Origin of the sequence: Serratia sp. CY83965 (assembly GCF_052166375.1) — a bacterium.
GTDB classification, from domain to species: domain Bacteria; phylum Pseudomonadota; class Gammaproteobacteria; order Enterobacterales; family Enterobacteriaceae; genus Serratia; species Serratia marcescens.
On sequence record NZ_JBJNOV010000010.1, the window covers coordinates 251,864 to 267,617 of the forward strand.

20 protein-coding genes are annotated in these 15,754 nt (G+C 59.6%); 10 read left to right on the plus strand and 10 right to left on the minus strand.

The genetic code is table 11. The annotated features are described in order from the left end of the window. Positions 1-4: 4 nt before the first annotated feature. The 9 genes from kdsC to npr all read left to right on the plus strand — a co-directional run bounded on the left by kdsC (position 5) and on the right by npr (position 6,041). Positions 5-559 carry a 3-deoxy-manno-octulosonate-8-phosphatase KdsC gene (gene kdsC / locus ACJ8PL_RS19025; protein WP_021505108.1) on the plus strand — a complete coding sequence of 185 codons (555 nt, stop codon included), beginning with the start codon at positions 5-7 and terminating at the stop codon, positions 557-559. Then, entirely contained in the window at positions 556-1,134 is a 579-nt protein-coding gene (gene lptC, locus ACJ8PL_RS19030) for an LPS export ABC transporter periplasmic protein LptC (protein ID WP_016930209.1), read from the plus strand. The genes kdsC and lptC overlap by 4 nt, the downstream gene beginning before the upstream one ends. Further along, a complete protein-coding gene (gene lptA, locus ACJ8PL_RS19035) occupies positions 1,103-1,642 on the plus strand; it encodes a lipopolysaccharide ABC transporter substrate-binding protein LptA (protein ID WP_028127535.1) in 540 nt (179 codons plus the stop codon). Before lptC ends, lptA begins: the two co-directional genes overlap by 32 nt. Positions 1,643-1,648: 6 nt before the next feature. Continuing rightward, complete coding sequence (lptB, locus tag ACJ8PL_RS19040; protein WP_004937040.1) at positions 1,649-2,374, plus strand: LPS export ABC transporter ATP-binding protein; 726 nt, start codon at positions 1,649-1,651, stop codon at positions 2,372-2,374. Positions 2,375-2,426: 52 nt separating this feature from the next. Beyond that, the gene (rpoN, locus tag ACJ8PL_RS19045; RefSeq protein WP_016930211.1) at positions 2,427-3,860 is read left to right on the plus strand and encodes an RNA polymerase factor sigma-54; all 1,434 of its coding nucleotides are present in this window, start codon (positions 2,427-2,429) and stop codon (positions 3,858-3,860) included. Between the two features lie 23 nt (positions 3,861-3,883). After that, positions 3,884-4,171, plus strand: a complete 288-nt coding sequence (hpf, locus tag ACJ8PL_RS19050) for a ribosome hibernation promoting factor (protein WP_004937038.1) — start codon at positions 3,884-3,886, stop codon at positions 4,169-4,171. A 155-nt stretch (positions 4,172-4,326) separates the two neighbouring features. Beyond that, on the plus strand, positions 4,327-4,788 hold the full coding sequence (ptsN, locus tag ACJ8PL_RS19055; protein ID WP_016930212.1) for a PTS IIA-like nitrogen regulatory protein PtsN: 462 nt from the start codon (positions 4,327-4,329) through the stop codon (positions 4,786-4,788). 129 nt (positions 4,789-4,917) lie between these two features. Further along, a complete protein-coding gene (gene rapZ, locus ACJ8PL_RS19060) occupies positions 4,918-5,772 on the plus strand; it encodes an RNase adapter RapZ (RefSeq protein ID WP_015379177.1) in 855 nt (284 codons plus the stop codon). Beyond that, positions 5,769-6,041, plus strand: coding sequence for a PTS phosphocarrier protein NPr (npr, locus tag ACJ8PL_RS19065; protein WP_004937034.1), 273 nt, complete (start codon positions 5,769-5,771; stop codon positions 6,039-6,041). The genes rapZ and npr overlap by 4 nt, the downstream gene beginning before the upstream one ends. A 40-nt stretch (positions 6,042-6,081) precedes the next feature. Here the strand turns inward: npr and ACJ8PL_RS19070 are convergent, their stop codons facing one another. From ACJ8PL_RS19070 to ACJ8PL_RS19115, 10 genes are all read right to left on the minus strand, one after another. After that, positions 6,082-7,998, minus strand: a complete 1,917-nt coding sequence (locus ACJ8PL_RS19070; RefSeq protein ID WP_049299903.1) for a BglG family transcription antiterminator — start codon at positions 7,996-7,998, stop codon at positions 6,082-6,084. A gap of 51 nt (positions 7,999-8,049) precedes the next feature. Continuing rightward, positions 8,050-9,264 carry a lactonase family protein gene (locus ACJ8PL_RS19075; RefSeq protein WP_397609284.1) on the minus strand — a complete coding sequence of 405 codons (1,215 nt, stop codon included), beginning with the start codon at positions 9,262-9,264 and terminating at the stop codon, positions 8,050-8,052. A gap of 87 nt (positions 9,265-9,351) precedes the next feature. After that, a complete protein-coding gene (gene dagF, locus ACJ8PL_RS19080; protein ID WP_016930215.1) occupies positions 9,352-10,092 on the minus strand; it encodes a 2-dehydro-3-deoxy-phosphogluconate aldolase in 741 nt (246 codons plus the stop codon). Then, entirely contained in the window at positions 10,089-11,207 is a 1,119-nt protein-coding gene (locus tag ACJ8PL_RS19085) for a DgaE family pyridoxal phosphate-dependent ammonia lyase (protein ID WP_016930216.1), read from the minus strand. Before ACJ8PL_RS19085 ends, dagF begins: the two co-directional genes overlap by 4 nt. Next, entirely contained in the window at positions 11,191-12,330 is a 1,140-nt protein-coding gene (locus ACJ8PL_RS19090; protein WP_016930217.1) for an amidohydrolase/deacetylase family metallohydrolase, read from the minus strand. Before ACJ8PL_RS19090 ends, ACJ8PL_RS19085 begins: the two co-directional genes overlap by 17 nt. 60 nt (positions 12,331-12,390) lie before the next feature. Next, positions 12,391-13,041: a DUF4310 family protein gene (locus tag ACJ8PL_RS19095; RefSeq protein ID WP_004937013.1), complete on the minus strand. Its 651-nt coding sequence runs from the start codon at positions 13,039-13,041 to the stop codon at positions 12,391-12,393. 11 nt (positions 13,042-13,052) lie between these two features. Then, the gene (locus tag ACJ8PL_RS19100; protein WP_004937006.1) at positions 13,053-13,829 is read right to left on the minus strand and encodes a DUF4311 domain-containing protein; all 777 of its coding nucleotides are present in this window, start codon (positions 13,827-13,829) and stop codon (positions 13,053-13,055) included. A 30-nt stretch (positions 13,830-13,859) separates the two neighbouring features. Further along, the gene (locus tag ACJ8PL_RS19105; protein WP_004937003.1) at positions 13,860-14,156 is read right to left on the minus strand and encodes a DUF4312 family protein; all 297 of its coding nucleotides are present in this window, start codon (positions 14,154-14,156) and stop codon (positions 13,860-13,862) included. After that, positions 14,156-14,521, minus strand: coding sequence for a glycine-rich SFCGS family protein (locus tag ACJ8PL_RS19110; RefSeq protein WP_004937000.1), 366 nt, complete (start codon positions 14,519-14,521; stop codon positions 14,156-14,158). Before ACJ8PL_RS19110 ends, ACJ8PL_RS19105 begins: the two co-directional genes overlap by 1 nt. Positions 14,522-14,557: 36 nt before the next feature. Then, the gene (locus tag ACJ8PL_RS19115; RefSeq protein ID WP_086013604.1) at positions 14,558-14,884 is read right to left on the minus strand and encodes a glycine dehydrogenase; all 327 of its coding nucleotides are present in this window, start codon (positions 14,882-14,884) and stop codon (positions 14,558-14,560) included. Positions 14,885-15,328: 444 nt separating this feature from the next. Here ACJ8PL_RS19115 and rnk point away from each other — a divergent pair, with 444 nt between their 5' ends. Then, entirely contained in the window at positions 15,329-15,739 is a 411-nt protein-coding gene (gene rnk, locus ACJ8PL_RS19120) for a nucleoside diphosphate kinase regulator (RefSeq protein ID WP_004936993.1), read from the plus strand. Positions 15,740-15,754: the final 15 nt, after the last annotated feature.

Consider the following 15,754-nt stretch of genomic DNA (forward strand, 5'->3'; position numbering starts at 1 on the left):
CGGAATGGGTATGGTAGAAACCTGCTACGGGCCGGTAGAACAAGAGGTTATGGCGCGTGCCGGGAACATCCGCCTGTTGATTTGCGACGTTGACGGCGTGCTGTCGGACGGCCTGATCTTCATGGGCAACAACGGTGAAGAACTGAAGGCGTTCAACGTGCGCGACGGTTACGGCATCCGCTGCTTGAAAACCTCGGACATCGAGGTGGCGATCATCACCGGTCGCTCCGCCAAGCTGCTGGAAGATCGCGCGCAGACGCTCGGCATCACCCATCTGTATCAGGGGCAATCCGATAAGCTTTTGGCCTTCCGCGAACTGTTGGATAAACTGTCGTTAACGGCGGATCAGGTCGCCTATATCGGCGATGACCTGATCGACTGGCCGGTGATGGCGCAGGTCGGCCTGGCGGTCGCGGTGGCGGACGCCCACCCGCTGCTGACGCCGCGCGCCCACTACGTCACCCGCATTGCCGGCGGCCGCGGCGCGGTGCGCGAACTGTGCGACATCATTCTTTTGGCTCAAAATAAGCTGGAGGACGCCAAAGGGCTGTCGATATGAGTAAAACCAAACTGTGGATCACCATCCTGTTGACGGTGATCGTTCTGGCGCTGATCGGCTGGAACATGACGGACTTCAGCGACGACACGGCCCCTGGCCCGGTCAACGATCAGGATCCGACCTACCAGAGCCAGCACACGGTCACCGTGGTGTACAACCCGGCCGGCAAGCTGAATTACAAACTGGTGGCGGAAGACGCGAAGTATTACACCGCCGGCGAGCTGAGCTGGTTCACCCAGCCGGTGATGACGCTGTTCGATGAGAATGCGGTGGCCACCTGGTCAGTTCGCGCCGATCGCGCCAAACTGACTAAAGACCGAATGCTGTATCTGTATGGTCACGTCGAGGTGAACAGCCTGACCACCACCTCGCAGCTGGAAAAAATTAAGACGGACAACGCTCAGGTAAACCTGGTCACCCAAGACGTCACCTCCGATGACGAAGTCACGCTTTACGGGACCAATTTTACCTCTAACGGCATGAAAATGCGTGGGAACCTGCGGACCAAAACCGCTGAGCTGATTGATAAGGTTAAGACCAACTATGAAATTCAGAACCAAAAAACAACTCCGTAACCTGTTGCTCGGCAGCTTAGTTTTGGCCGCCAGCGCCCCCGCTCTGGCGCTGAAATCCGACTCCAGCCAGCCGGTCAGCATCGACTCGCTCAAGCAGTCGTTGGACATGCAAAGCAACGTCAGCACCTTCACCGACAACGTGGTGATCAAACAGGGCACCATCGATATTCGCGCCGACAAGGTGGTCGTCACCCGCCCGGGCGGAGATCAGAATAAGACCTATATTGAAGCGTTCGGCAACCCGGTAACCTTCTACCAGATGCAGGACAGCGGCAAGCCGGTCAAAGGCCACGCGCAGAAAGTGCGTTACGACGTGGCGACCCAGCTGGTGACCCTGACGGGCAACGCCTATCTGGAGCAGCTCGACAGCAACGTGAAAGGCGATCGCATCACCTATCTGGTGCAACAGCAGCAAATGCAGGCGTTTAGCGATAAAGGCAAACGCGTGACAACGGTTCTGGTACCGTCGCAGTTGCAAGACAAAAACGAGCAAAAAAAGAGTAACTAATCACTTATGGCAACACTCATCGCAGAAAACCTGGCGAAAGCCTACAAGGGCCGTAAAGTTGTCGAAGACGTCAGCCTGAAAGTGAAATCCGGCGAGATCGTCGGCCTGCTCGGCCCGAACGGCGCCGGTAAAACCACCACCTTCTACATGGTGGTCGGCATCGTGCCGCGCGACGCCGGGCGCATCGTGATCGACGAAGAAGACATCAGCCTGCTGCCGCTGCACGCCCGCGCGCGCCGCGGCATTGGTTACCTGCCGCAGGAAGCGTCGATCTTCCGCCGCCTGAGCGTGTACGACAACCTGATGGCGGTGCTGGAGATTCGCCCCGACCTCACCAGCGAACAGCGCGAAGACCGCGCCAAAGAGCTGATGGAAGAGTTCCATATCTCCCATCTGCGCGACAGCCTCGGCCAGGCGCTGTCCGGCGGTGAACGCCGCCGCGTCGAAATCGCCCGCGCGCTGGCGGCCAACCCGAAATTCATTCTGCTGGACGAACCCTTCGCCGGGGTGGATCCGATTTCCGTTATCGACATCAAAAAAATCATCGAGCACCTGCGTGACAGCGGCCTGGGCGTGCTGATCACCGACCACAACGTGCGCGAGACGCTGGACGTGTGTGAACGCGCCTACATCGTCAGCCAGGGCAAACTGATTGCCCACGGCACGCCGGATGCTATTCTGGCCGACGAGCAGGTTAAACGCGTTTATCTGGGCGAAGAGTTCCGCCTCTAAGCGCCGGCGCGCCCTGCGGGGCGACACCGTTAACGGAAGTAGACAGAAAACTATGAAGCAAGGTTTGCAACTCAGGCTCAGTCAACAGCTGGCCATGACTCCTCAGCTCCAGCAGGCGATCCGCCTGCTGCAGTTGTCCACGCTTGAGCTTCAACAAGAGATCCAGCTGGCGCTGGAGAGCAATCCGCTGCTTGAACAGACCGATCTGCACGACGAAATCGACGCCAAAGAAACCCAGGAGACCGAGGGGCTCGATACCCGCGAGGCGCTGGAACAGAAAGACATGCCGGAAGAGCTGCCGCTGGACGCCACCTGGGATGAGATCTACACCGCCGGCACGCCGTCCGGCACCGGCACCGACTACAGCGACGATGAGCTGCCGGTCTATCAGGGCGAGACCACCCAAACGCTGCAGGATTACCTGATGTGGCAGGTGGATCTGACGCCGTTTTCCGATACCGACGCCGCCATCGCCACCTCCATCGTCGACGCGGTGGACGACACTGGCTATCTCACCGTGCCGCTGGAAGACATTCTGGAAAGCCTGGGCGACGAAAACGTGACCCTCGATGAAGTCGAGGCGGTGTTGAAGCGCGTGCAGCGTTTCGATCCGATCGGCGTCGCCGCGCGCGATCTGCGCGATTGCCTGCTGGTGCAGCTCTCCCAATACGCCAAAGACACCCCTTACCTGGCCGAAGCGCGGCTGATCATCAGCGACCATCTGGATCTGCTGGCCAACCATGACTTTCGCAGCCTGATGCGATCAACCCGGCTAAAAGAAGATACACTGAAAGAAGCGATGCTGCTGATTCAGTCGCTCGATCCGCGCCCGGGGCAGTCGATCAATACCGGCGAATCGGAATACGTGATCCCGGACGTGCTGGTGCGCAAGACGCAGAACAAATGGACGGTCGAGCTCAACGGCGACAGCGTTCCGCGTTTAAAGATCAATCAGCAATACGCCGCGCTGGGCAACAGCGCCCGCAGCGAAGCCGACGGCCAGTTCATCCGCAGCAACCTGCAGGAAGCCAAGTGGCTGATTAAAAGCCTGGAGAGCCGTAACGAGACGCTGCTGAAGGTCACCCGCTGCATCGTCGATCAGCAGCAGGCGTTCTTCGAGCAAGGCGAAGAGTTTATGAAACCCATGGTGCTGGCGGATATCGCCCAGGCCGTGGAAATGCATGAATCGACGATCTCGCGCGTCACCACGCAGAAGTTTCTGCACAGCCCGCGCGGCATTTTCGAATTGAAATATTTCTTCTCCAGCCACGTGAATACCGACAGCGGCGGCGAAGCCTCCTCGACGGCGATCCGCGCATTGGTGAAGAAATTGATTGCGGCGGAAAACCCCGCCAAACCACTCAGCGACAGCAAGCTGGCCACCCTGCTCGCCGATCAGGGGATCATCGTGGCGCGGCGCACCGTCGCCAAGTACCGAGAGTCTTTGTCCATCCCGCCGTCGAACCAGCGTAAACAGTTGGTTTGACCTCTATTGAGAAGGAAGACACTATGCAGCTCAACATTACCGGACACCACATCGAAATCACCGATCCGTTGCGCGAGTTCGTGAACAACAAGTTCGCCAAACTCGAACAGTATTTTGATCGCATCAATCAGGTGTATGTTGTATTAAGTGTGGAAAAAGTGCAGCAAATTGCGGAAGCAACGGTGCACGTGAATGGAGGCGAGTTGCACGCCACCTCGGAAGACGAGAATATGTATGCCGCAATTGATACGCTGATCGACAAATTGGCACGTCAATTGAACAAACATAAAGACAAATTGAAGCAACACTGACACCCTAACCCATTCCATGAGGCGGCATCCGTCGCCGCCTCCCCCTTCGGCGCGTGACCCGCATGGGTGACGCGCCGAACGGTAATCAGGGTTAAAACCGACGAAAAACCGCCTTGCCGGGCGCGCCCGGCGGCGCGGTTTTAAGTGAAGATGAGATGAACAACGAATATATGCAATTAAGCTCGGTGTTAAACATCGAGTGCACCAAAAGCTCGGTACACTGCACCAGCAAGAAGCGGGCTTTGGAAATTATCAGCGAACTGGCCGCCAAACAGCTCAATCTGCCTTCGCAGGTGGTGTTTGACGCGGTTCTCACCCGGGAACGCATGGGCAGCACCGGTATCGGCAACGGTATCGCCATTCCCCACGGCAAACTGGAAGAGGACACACTGCGGGCCGTTGGCGTGTTTATCCGTCTCGACCAACCCATCGCTTTCGACGCTATCGACAACCAGCCGGTCGACCTGCTGTTCGCGCTATTGGTGCCTGCCGATCAGTGCAAAACCCATTTGCATACCCTGTCGCTGGTCGCCAAACGCCTGGCTGACAAAACCGTATGTCGCCGCCTGCGCGCCGCGCAAAGCGACGAAGAACTTTACCAAATCATCACCGAGTGATGCCCGGCCGGCGTGACTTCCAGCCCGGATAACGTTACTGTTTCACGATGATGGATCCGGCTGCGGCCGGAATAACAAAGTTTCCACCGGTGGCGATGAACGCCGCCGCGATGCCAGGGGAGTTGCCACATGGTGCTGATGATTGTCAGCGGCCGTTCCGGTTCCGGAAAATCCGTCGCCTTGCGGGCGCTGGAAGACATGGGTTTTTACTGCGTTGACAACCTGCCGGTGGTTCTGCTGCCGCAGCTCGCCAATACGCTGGCGGAACGCAATATCTCCGCGGCGGTCAGCATCGACGTGCGCAACATGCCGGAATCGCCGGAAGTGTTCGAATACGCGATGACTCAGCTGCCGGACAGCTTCTCACCGCAGCTGCTGTTCCTCGACGCCGATCGCAACACGCTGATCCGCCGTTACAGCGACACCCGCCGCCTGCATCCACTCTCCAGCAAAAACCTGTCGCTGGAAAGCGCGATCGACGAAGAAAGCGATCTGCTCGAACCGCTGCGCTCGCGGGCTGACTTGATTATCGACACCTCGGAAATGTCGGTGCACGAACTGGCCGAAATGCTGCGCACCCGCCTGCTGGGCAAGCGCGAGCGCGAACTGACCATGGTGTTCGAATCCTTCGGTTTCAAACACGGCATCCCGATCGACGCCGACTACGTGTTCGACGTGCGCTTCCTGCCGAACCCGCACTGGGATCCGAAGCTGCGGCCGATGACCGGTCTGGACAAGCCGGTAGCGTCGTTCCTCGATCGCCATACCGAAGTGCACAACTTCATCTACCAGACCCGCAGCTACCTGGAGCAATGGCTGCCGATGCTGGAAACCAACAACCGCAGCTACCTGACGGTCGCCATCGGCTGTACCGGCGGCAAGCACCGCTCGGTGTACGTGGCGGAACAGCTGGCCGATTACTTCCGCTCGCGCGGCAAGAACGTGCAGTCGCGCCACCGCACGCTGGAAAAGCGTAAACAATGACGGTCAAACAGACGGTTGAAATCAAAAACAAACTGGGCATGCACGCGCGCCCGGCGATGAAGCTGTTCGAACTGGTGCAAAGCTTCGATGCGGAAGTGATGCTGCGCAACGAAAGCGGCACCGAGGCCGAAGCCAGCAGCGTCATCGCGCTGCTGATGCTGGACTCCGCCCAGGGCCGGCATATCGAAGTCGAAGCGACCGGCCCCGACGAAGTCAACGCGCTGGCGGCGGTGGTCGAGCTGTTCAACTCCGGGTTTGATGAAGATTAGTCGTTGAGGGCGCTTCTGCGCCCAATCACTCACATGCCCCTCAACTCCGGCTCAGGCAGTCCAACGCCACCGCCTTAAAACTGTCGAAGCTGTCGCTGCCCAGCAGGCGGCTCATTGAGCGTTCACGCACAAAGGTGACGAACAGCTCGTAGATCGCCATCGCCTCTTCATAGTCGCTCTTGCTGATCGCCAGCAGGAAAATCACGTGCGCGATCTCACCTTCCCCCCAGACGACGCCCTGCGGCGCCAGCAGCGTCACCACCACGGTCTTTTTCGCCAGCAGCCCCAGCGAGTGCGGCAAGGCGATGCCTTCGCCCAGCAGCGTGGAGACGATCGCCTCGCGTTCGACCACCGACGGATAGAAGTCCGCGCCGACGTATCCTTCCCGCTCCAGCTGGCCGCATACCCGGCTGAACAGCTCCGCCTGCGTCAGCGGCTCGTCGAGCACCATGAAATGCTCGGCGTCGAAGAACTTCTCCAGCATGTACGGTTTGGTGCGATCCACCAGCACCAATTTGCCCAGTTGCTCCAGCTGATAATCGGTCGGGAACGGCGACATCACCACCACCGGCTTGTTCTTTTCGCCGATGCGGGCGTTGGAAATCACGAAGTCTTCGTCGATGTGCGCAAGCATCTCATAATCGCGCAGCGAGACGATGCGCGTCATCACCAGTTGCGGATACTTGCGCGCAATCTGCGCCTGGATCATGCGCACCGTCGAGTTGCCGGTATCGCACACCAGCATCACCTGCGGGTGGCGTTCATAACCGATGTTGTAATGCCGCTCCAGCCCCACGCCGATGTGCAACACCAGATAGCCGATCTCGTTTTCACTCAGGGTATAGGGGGTGTATTTGCCCCAGCTGGAGACCGCCGCCAGCGTCACATCGTAAGCCATCGGATAGTGCTGCTTGATGTTGGCCAGCAGCGGATTGGGGATGTTGATCTGGTATTTCACCCGCGTAATCATGGTCTTGATATGGGTGAGCAGATCGGCCCGCAGCTGCTCGTCGCCCTGCAGATTGTAGTTATAGTGTGCGTTGATGTAGGACAGGATGTAGTCCACCAACGCTTCTTCATCGTCGGCGTTGATCTCGGTCGGTTGCACGTCCTGCACGCGGCGCGCGGCGATGTTGACCCGCAGATAGGCCTCTTCGGCCATCGAGATCTCTTTGCCGGAGGCCGCGCGCAGCTCCGCCGCCAGACGGGTCGACACCTGGCGCACCGCCTCGTCGCCGTCCTCCACCTCGAAGTCCGGCAGCGGATAACCGTCGTTGATGCGCCGCAGGGCCACCGCGCAGTAGAAGATCAGATACTGCTCGCCCTCGTCGGTCAGGCGAATGGCGTATTGCGACAACAGCGGGTGCAGCAATCCGGCGAACGCCGCCACCTGCGGCTGCAACAGGATCTCGTTGTTGAGCAACGGGTTCTCGGCGTCGGCCAGCTGCAGCTGGAACAGCAGATCGGTCAGGCAGGCGCGGATCGCCATCTCCGCGCCGAACAGCTTCATGCCGTAACGCGGTTTGGTTTCAATCGTCAATTGATAATGCGCCAGACGCTCTCTCACCTCAGCCATGTCGTTTTGCAGCGTGCCGCGGCTGACGAACCATTCGTCGGCCAGATCTTCCAGTTTGAGAGAGAAGGCTGAGGTCAAAAAACGCACCAGCAGATAATGCACCCGCTCCTGCGCGCTGCGCGGGGTGGCCTGTTTGCGGCGTTCCTGATGCTGCAGGGCGCTGAACAGCGCGGCGTTATCGACCTGCAGGCGATAGCCGGCTCCGCGGTTATGCACGAAACGCGCGCCATATTTATCCAGGATCTCGTTCAGCGCGGTGATATCCGCTCGCACCGTGCGGGTGGACACGGCGAAACGCTTCGCCAGCTCATCCTGCGGCAAAGTCTCGGTTTGCAAAGCATCGAACAAGTAAGCCAAACGCGGGTAAGGAAATCGCACCATTCTGTGTCCGTCAATCAGGCGGCCCACCCGGCGAACCGGGCGGGCCACGGGTTACTTCGCCGGCGGCAGAAACGCCATTTGCGAGGGGCTGCCGATCGGCAGATAGCCACCCACAAAGCTGAGTTTGCCGTCCGTCGGGTTGACGCTGAAGCGGGTGACGTTATCGCTGCGCTGGTTCAGCGCATACAGATAGCGGCCATCCGGGCTCAGCGCCAGCGAACGCGGATAATCGCCGCGGGTCCAGGTTTCCGCCACCGGTTTCAACTCGCCGCCGGCGCCCACGCTGAACTGGGCAATGCTGTTATGCAGTCGGTTGGCGACGTACAGCGTGCCGCCGTTTTTGCTGAGCGCCAGCCCCGAGGCGAAGCTGGTGCCCTGATAGTCGGCGGGCAGCGCGGAAACCGCATGCAGTTGTTTCAGAGTACCTTTTTGGCGATCAAAACGGTAGCTGGTCAACGTCGAGGCCTCTTCGTTCACCAGCAGCACGGTGTCGCCGTCCGGGTGGAACACAAAATGACGCGGGCCGGCGCCGGCGGAAGAGGCGGCGATCCACGGCGGATCGTTCGGCGTCAGGCGGCCGCTCGCGGCGTCAAAGCGCCATTGGTAGATGCGATCCAACCCCAGATCCGTGGAGAACACGAACTTGCCGCTCGGATCGCTGGCGATCATATGGGCATGCGGGCCGTTGTGATCGCTGATGGCGAAGCTGCCGTTCACCGCCGCCGCCGGTTTGGCCGCGCCCGCCGGCCCCTGCTGTTGCTGCACCGAGCTGGCGGCGCCCAGGCTGCCGTCCGCTTCAATCGGGAAAGCCGCCACGCTGCCGCTGACGTAGTTCGCCACCAGCAGATGGCGGCCGTCCGGCGTCGAGGAGAGATACACCGGCCCTGCCCCCTGCGAATCCACCTGGTTGAGCTGCGTCAGTGCGCCATCGGCCGGATTGACCCGGTAGGCGGTGATGCCGCCGTGCTTGCCGCCGTTGAAATCGGCCACTTCGCTGGCGACATACAGCGTCTTGCCGTCAGCGCTCAACGTCAGCTGCGCCGGATTCGGCACATTGCTGACCAGCGTGGCGTGGCTCAGCGCGCCGCTGGCCGGATCGACCTGCACCCGGTAAACGCCTTCGCCGTTGGGATTGTAGGTGCCGATATAGGCAAAATGAGATGACGTGGAGTTCATTGCATCCTCAGCATGCAGCGCCGGGCCGGTCACGGCCAGCAGCGCCAGGAACAACGCGGTGCGTCGGGTTGGAACCTGCCAGTTTCGCATAGTAATCCTCAGTATAGGTAACGGCGCGGCATGCCGCGCCACGGGAAAACCTTCGCCTCCCAGCGTTTACCTCATCCCATTGTGCGTTCAGCCCACCAGCGTTTTGGTCATCGCCAGTAAGGTTTTCACGTCCTGCGGGCGCGTGTCGCCGCTGGCGGCGTCGATGATCGAACTGTAGATATGCGGGATCACGCGTTTCACGCCGGCCGCCAGCGCGATCTCGACGATCGGCTCAAAGTTCTCCAGATCGATGCCGCCGGTCGGCTCCAGCATGAAGTCATGCTCGGCGCAGGCCTTGGCTACGTACTGGTATTCGTCCTTGCACTTCAGGCCGCCCATCGGGAAATACTTGATGGAGCTGCCGCCCATGTCTTTCAGCAGGGCGATGGCGGTTTCCACCGGCACGATGCCGTCCGGCGCCGCGGCGCTCAATGGGCCGGTAGAGATCTTCACCCAACCGACGCGGCCGGTCGGCGACACCAGGCCGTTGACCACGCTGTCGTTCTGACCCAGCAGCGCGCGGCTGGCGCCGACGCCGGTAAACACCTGGTTAACGTGCTGCGGCTGCACCTGCTGAGCGATCAGGCTAACCATCGCCGACTGCTTCGGATCGCCGGCGCCCAGGCCGACCGAGAGCGCGTTTTCAATCAGGCGCGCATAGCGCAGCATGTCGGTCACCGCGCTGTCGACGTCCGGGTAGTTTTTGGAGAGCACGCCCACCAGCACATGGCCTTCCGCCGCGGCGTAGATATCTTGCGCGTTGGCTTTGGAGCCGGCCAGCACGTTCAGGCAAACGCGGTCGCGATAGTAGTTAGGCTGCAGCTTCATGCTTGTTTCTCCGTAAACAGGTTTTTGATACAGCTAAAGACGGTCATCAGCTGTTGCTCGTCGACGCTGCGCACGTCGACCTCAATCTTGCCCTCGTTGGCTTTATAGCCGCGGAAGTAGATGGCGATGTCGCCGGTTTTCAGCGCCTGGACGATGTCATAGGTCGACCGCCCCAGCACCGCCTCATCAAAGGTGATCTCGGCGCGAGCGATATCGCGGCCGGCGCTGTCCCAGACGGTCCTGGCGCTGACGCCGGTCAGGGTGTTGAGGCTGTCGAGGAACGGCGTCATCCGTTCCACCATCTGTTGCCCGGTGGTTTTCTCAAGCGTCAGATAGCTTTCAATCGCCTGCGTCAGGCCGAGGATGCCCTCTTTGCCGACCTTCATCGCCCGGCCGATGCCGCCGGATTGCAACTTCACCCACTCGACGTACTGTTTCTTGCCGATCACGAGACCGCTGGTCGGCCCCTCGATGGCTTTGGCGCCGCTGTAAATCACCAGATCGGCCCCCATCTGGTAGTAACACATCAGATCTTCTTCCGCCGCGGCGTCGACGATCAGCGGTAGGTTATGCTTGCGCGCCACCACCGCCGCCTGTTCGACGGACAGGATGCTTTTCTGCACGCAGTGGTGCGATTTGACGTACAGGATCGCCGCGGTCTGCGGCGTGATGCAGGCTTCAATCTGCTCCGGCGAACATTCGTTGGCGTACCCCGCCTCCACCACCTTGCCGCCGCCCAGCGCCACCATGGTGTCCACCGGGGCGCCGAAGTTGACGTTGTGACCGCGCGGCAGCACGATCTCGCGCGGCACGGTCACCGGCGCCGAATGCAGGTTCACCAGCAGATTGGCGTTATCTTTAACGATCACCGCCGCCACCGACTGGGCGATGCCCGCCGAGGCGCAGGAGACGATCACCGCATCCTCCACGTTGAGCAGATCGGCAATGTAGGCGCCGGTCTTGTTGACCAGATCCTTGATTTCGAAATAGTGGTTCAGGCCGTAATCAACGGCGTCGATCACGTCCTGGCGCGGCGTGGAAACGCCGAGAATGGTCATGCGGCCGGAGGTGTTGATCACCTGCTTCAAACCGTATTTTTCATAAATCGAAGACATGGCTTGCCTCCCCTTGTTCGGTTAATAGGATTTCCCCGGCCACCACCGCGGCCAGCGGCACCAGCAGCCGTTCGCCCTCGGCGGTTTGCCCTTCGGCGTCGGCGAATACCTGCGGTTCGCGGCGCAGCTCAAACAGCGTGAAATCGGCGTCATAGCCCGGCTCCAGCCGCCCTTTGCCGCTCAGCTGCAGCGCCGACGCGGCGTTCTCCGTCACGCAGGCGATCACCTGCGGCAGCGTCAGGCCGACGCTGAAGAATTTGGACATCACCGTCGCCAGGCTGTGCACCGGTCCGTTCATGCGGTTGCGGCAGTAAATATCGGAGCTGATGGTGTGCGGCAAAATGCCCAGTTTGATCGCCTGGCGCGCCACCTCGAAGCTGAAGCTGGCGGTGCCGTGCCCTACGTCGAGCAATACGCCGCGCCGCAGCGCGCGCTGGATAGACTCGCGCAGCGTGCCCGCCGGCGTCAGAATGCGGTTCGGTTTGCCGTTGTAGCAGTGGGTGATGATGTCGCCGCGGGTCAGCAGATCGGCGATCTCATCCAGATCCGGCGGGTTATTGCCGATATGCACCATCAACGGCAGCTGGCGGTTTTCCTGCTGGATCTCTTTGGCCAACACCAGCGGGCGAGTGCCGTTCTTGCCCACCACGCTGCTGCTCATGCGCGCCTTGATGCCGATGACAAAGCCGGGGTGGTTGGCGATGGCCTGGCCGGCCTCGCGCTTGTCGATGTCCGTCATCTCCGCCAGCTCGTTCTGCCGCAGCAGGCCGATGCGCGAGATATTGAGGAAGGCGAAAACGTTGGTTTTGGCGCTGCGCGTCAGCTGATAAAAGGCGTCGATATCGTCGGCGCCGGTGCTACCGGCATCGACCACGCTGGTGACGCCGCTGGCGACGCCGACCCGATCCGGCTCGTCATGGTAAATCGGCGATTCGGGATAGCAATGCACGTGCGCGTCGATCCAACCGGCGCTCAGGCGGCAGTTGCCCGCCAAATCCAGCTGGCGAACGGCGCTGACGTCCGCCGCCAACCGCCCCACCGAGGCTATTTTGCCGTCTTTCACCGCCAGATCGATCAGCGTGTCGTCCGCCAGTCTGGCGCCTCTGATTACTAAGTCATACATACCGCATTGCTCCTGTTAGCCCGGGTGCCGCCGTATCGGGCGGCGCCTGGCGCAGGCCTCTTAAGAAATGGCTACCGGGAAGATCGCCCCCAGGATCATCGCGCCGAGGATCGCTCCGCCGGTGATCGGTTTACCCCAGATATAGAACAGCAGCGCGCCGAGCAGCGAACCGATGCCGATCGGGATCGAAGCGGTCATCGCCGACAGGATGATCAACGGCCCGAGGAAACGGCCCGACGAGTTGCCCGCCCCCATCATCACGTCCGCCCCGTAGGTGGAGTTGCTCTGATTGATGGTGAATTTGCGCGCCAGAATGATCACGTAACCGATCGCCAGGCCGATGATCAGACCGGTGGCCAGCGAAGCGGCGAAGTTGGCGACCGGGAACACGATGCCGGCCCCCAAAAGCAGCGCCGGCACGCCCAGCCCGACGCCGGTCTGGATCGCGCCGCCGATGTCGAGGATGCCCACCAGCGAGCCTTCGATGATGCGCGCGAACAGGAAGCTGGCGCCGAACGCCGCCACCGCGCCGTATACGCCGGTATCCATCCCCGCCCGCAGCATGGAGACGAACGCCACTTCGTTAAAGGCGCCGATGCCGTACAGGTAGTACATGTGCGTCCCGGCGAACACGCCGGAGGACAGCAGGCCAACAAAAATCGGGAATGACCAGTCGGCGTACCAGAAGCCTTTTTGGGTTTGCTCTTCCATCATCCCGCTCCTTATTTACCGCTCAGGGTGTTGTGAATGGCGTCCAGCCAGCCCGGCACGCCGAGGCTGAAGGACTCGAGAACTTTCATGTCGAAGCCGCGGAAAAAGCCGCTCAGCACGAACAGCAGCACGATCACCGCCATCATGATCTTGGTGATTTTGTTCCAGCCGCTCTCTTCCACGCCCTTGCCGATCAGAATGCCCAGCACCAGGCCCGGTACGGCGTTGCCCATGATCAGCTGCGCCAGGCCGCCGAAGATGGTGCCCCAGAAGCCGGAACGGCGCCCGGCGTCGATCGCCGCCAGCCAGAAGATCACCGGCATCACGGTGTTCACCAGCAGGTTGGCCGCCGGCACCAGCACCTTGATGGCGGTAACCTGCAGCGCGGCAGGCACGGCGGAAGCGGTGGTATTGAGGAAGGCCACCACCAGCATGCCGATGATGCCGCAGGCGATGGCCATTTTTTTCGGATCGTGCAGCGTTTGCGCCAGATTGCGGTTTTTGACCATCAGGGCCGCCGCGCCCCAGTGCGGGATGATGCGATGATCGACGTCCTGCGTGAAGGAGCCCGCCGCCACGGAAGACGCCCAGGCGTTGAAGAAGAAGCCCAGACCGAATGAGAAGTGGGAAGCCGGATCGCCCTCGCAGGAGTTCAGCTCGCCCAGGGTGCGAAACGCCCCCATGCCCTGTGTTGTCGGCGCGTGGAACATGCGTGCGGCGCCGGCCCCTACGCCGACTCCCACCAGCCCACCGATAATTATCGATTTAAATAAGATGATTAAAAACATCAGTATACCCTTTCATTTATGCTAACGTTTTTATTTCGTGACGAAGACAACCTTCTCGGTATTGATAATGGTTACGTTCACGGTTATTTCCAGAGAAACGGCATAGCTCTTTCTTTCACGCGGCAAAAAGAAGAAAAGAAATTTCTCTTTAGTTATTTTCTCTTCCGCCTTCACTACGCTGACGTCCTGCGGCTCGATGCGCAGCAGAATATTGTTGGTGGACTTTAATACCGCGCCCTGCACATTAGCCAAGGCGGAAGCAAAAGCTTTCGCTTTGCTGTCGCCTTTACCCTCCACCTTTACCGATGTGGTATATTGCTCTTTCATTATGGGTTGCCATGTTTTTTGACGTAGGCTTCCACCAGTTTCTGGCCCAGCTCTTCTTTATCCATAAAGCCGAAACCCAGCACGTTGCAGCCTTCGTTAATTGCCGTCACGCCCTCTTCCACCGAACGCATGCCGTATTTGGCCTTGTAGCCGTATTTGGTTTGCGCGGTAATCGCGCCTGCGCCGCCGCTGCCGCAAAAAGAGATGCCCAGCTGCGCGTTTTCCGCTTTCATGACGTCGCCCAGCTTCATATCCGCCGCCACGCCGGGGATGACCACCGCTTTTCCGCCTGCGTTTTCAACGCCCTGGCCGACTTTTTGCCCTTTGCCCAAACGATCGCCGATCACTACGGTAATTTGACCCATGGTATATTCTCCTGATTGAAATCGATGCGTTAACCGCTATGCGTTATTATCTTTCGCCACTTCGAAGTGCACGGACAGCAAATAGGCTTCTTCGATAGGCAATGTGCCAAACTGATTCACCACACGTTCCGCCATTTGCATGGACTCGGCGGAAATTTCGTCGAAAAGCGATTTATCCACCTCCGGCAACGGCTCACCGGTTATTGAACGCAGCACCATGGCGCGAATATGCGATTCCAGCATCTGTTGCTGCACCGCATTGGTATAAATATTCTCAGCATTCAGCATCGCGGTAATATCCGCCAGCACCCTAGCGGTGATCTCACCGGCTTCGCTGACATCGGATTGTTCAATTTCTTTTATCGAAGCAGATCCATCATTCACTTTTCAGTACCCCTAGATCCCACATTAATCAGTAAGCCGTAAAGCGCATCACCTGAATAACCCGCTTTCTGTGATGTCTTTACCCTACCCCCGGCAAGATTTTCTGTGTAGACCGGTTTTTTCCAGTTCGAAGTGGAAATCGAATGACGCGCGGGGATCCATTTCGCAAAACGGCGTTATGGCGAAAAAGTAAATGAGATAACAATTACATAACCCGGCTAACGGTTTTTTTTGCCTCGATTGACGATAAAAGCCTTCGTGATCGGGATCTCTTTCTTTTCTCGCCCCAACCGCCTACTATCAATGGGACAAATCGACATTACCCACACCCCCGCTCCTCTGGCGCGGGGGTGTTGCTTTGTGTTGTTTTTCCGAATTTATGGGCGCACAGACTGGCGCCCTTTGATTTGACTGGAGAGTGGAATGACCAAACCCATCATTACTATTAATGAGCTGGATGCGGAACGCCTGGATGCGCTATTGGAACAACCGGCCTTTGCCAACACCGACGTCGCCGCCGCGCTGAACGACGAGTTGGATCGCGCGGAAATCCTGCCGCCGGAGAAAATGCCGGCCAACGTGGTGACCATGAACAGCCGCGTGCGTTTTCGCGATCTGCACACCGATGAAGAGCATGTGCGCACGCTGGTCTACCCAGCCTCGCTGAAAGACAGCCACGATCAGCTGTCGGTGATGGCGCCGCTGGGTGCAGCGCTGCTCGGCATGCACGTCGGCAAGCAGATCTCCTGGCAATTGCCGAACGGTGAAGAAGCGCGGATTGAAGTGCTGGAATTGCTGTACCAGCCGGAAGCGGCGGGCGAATACCACCGTTAAGCGGTTTTCAGGGCG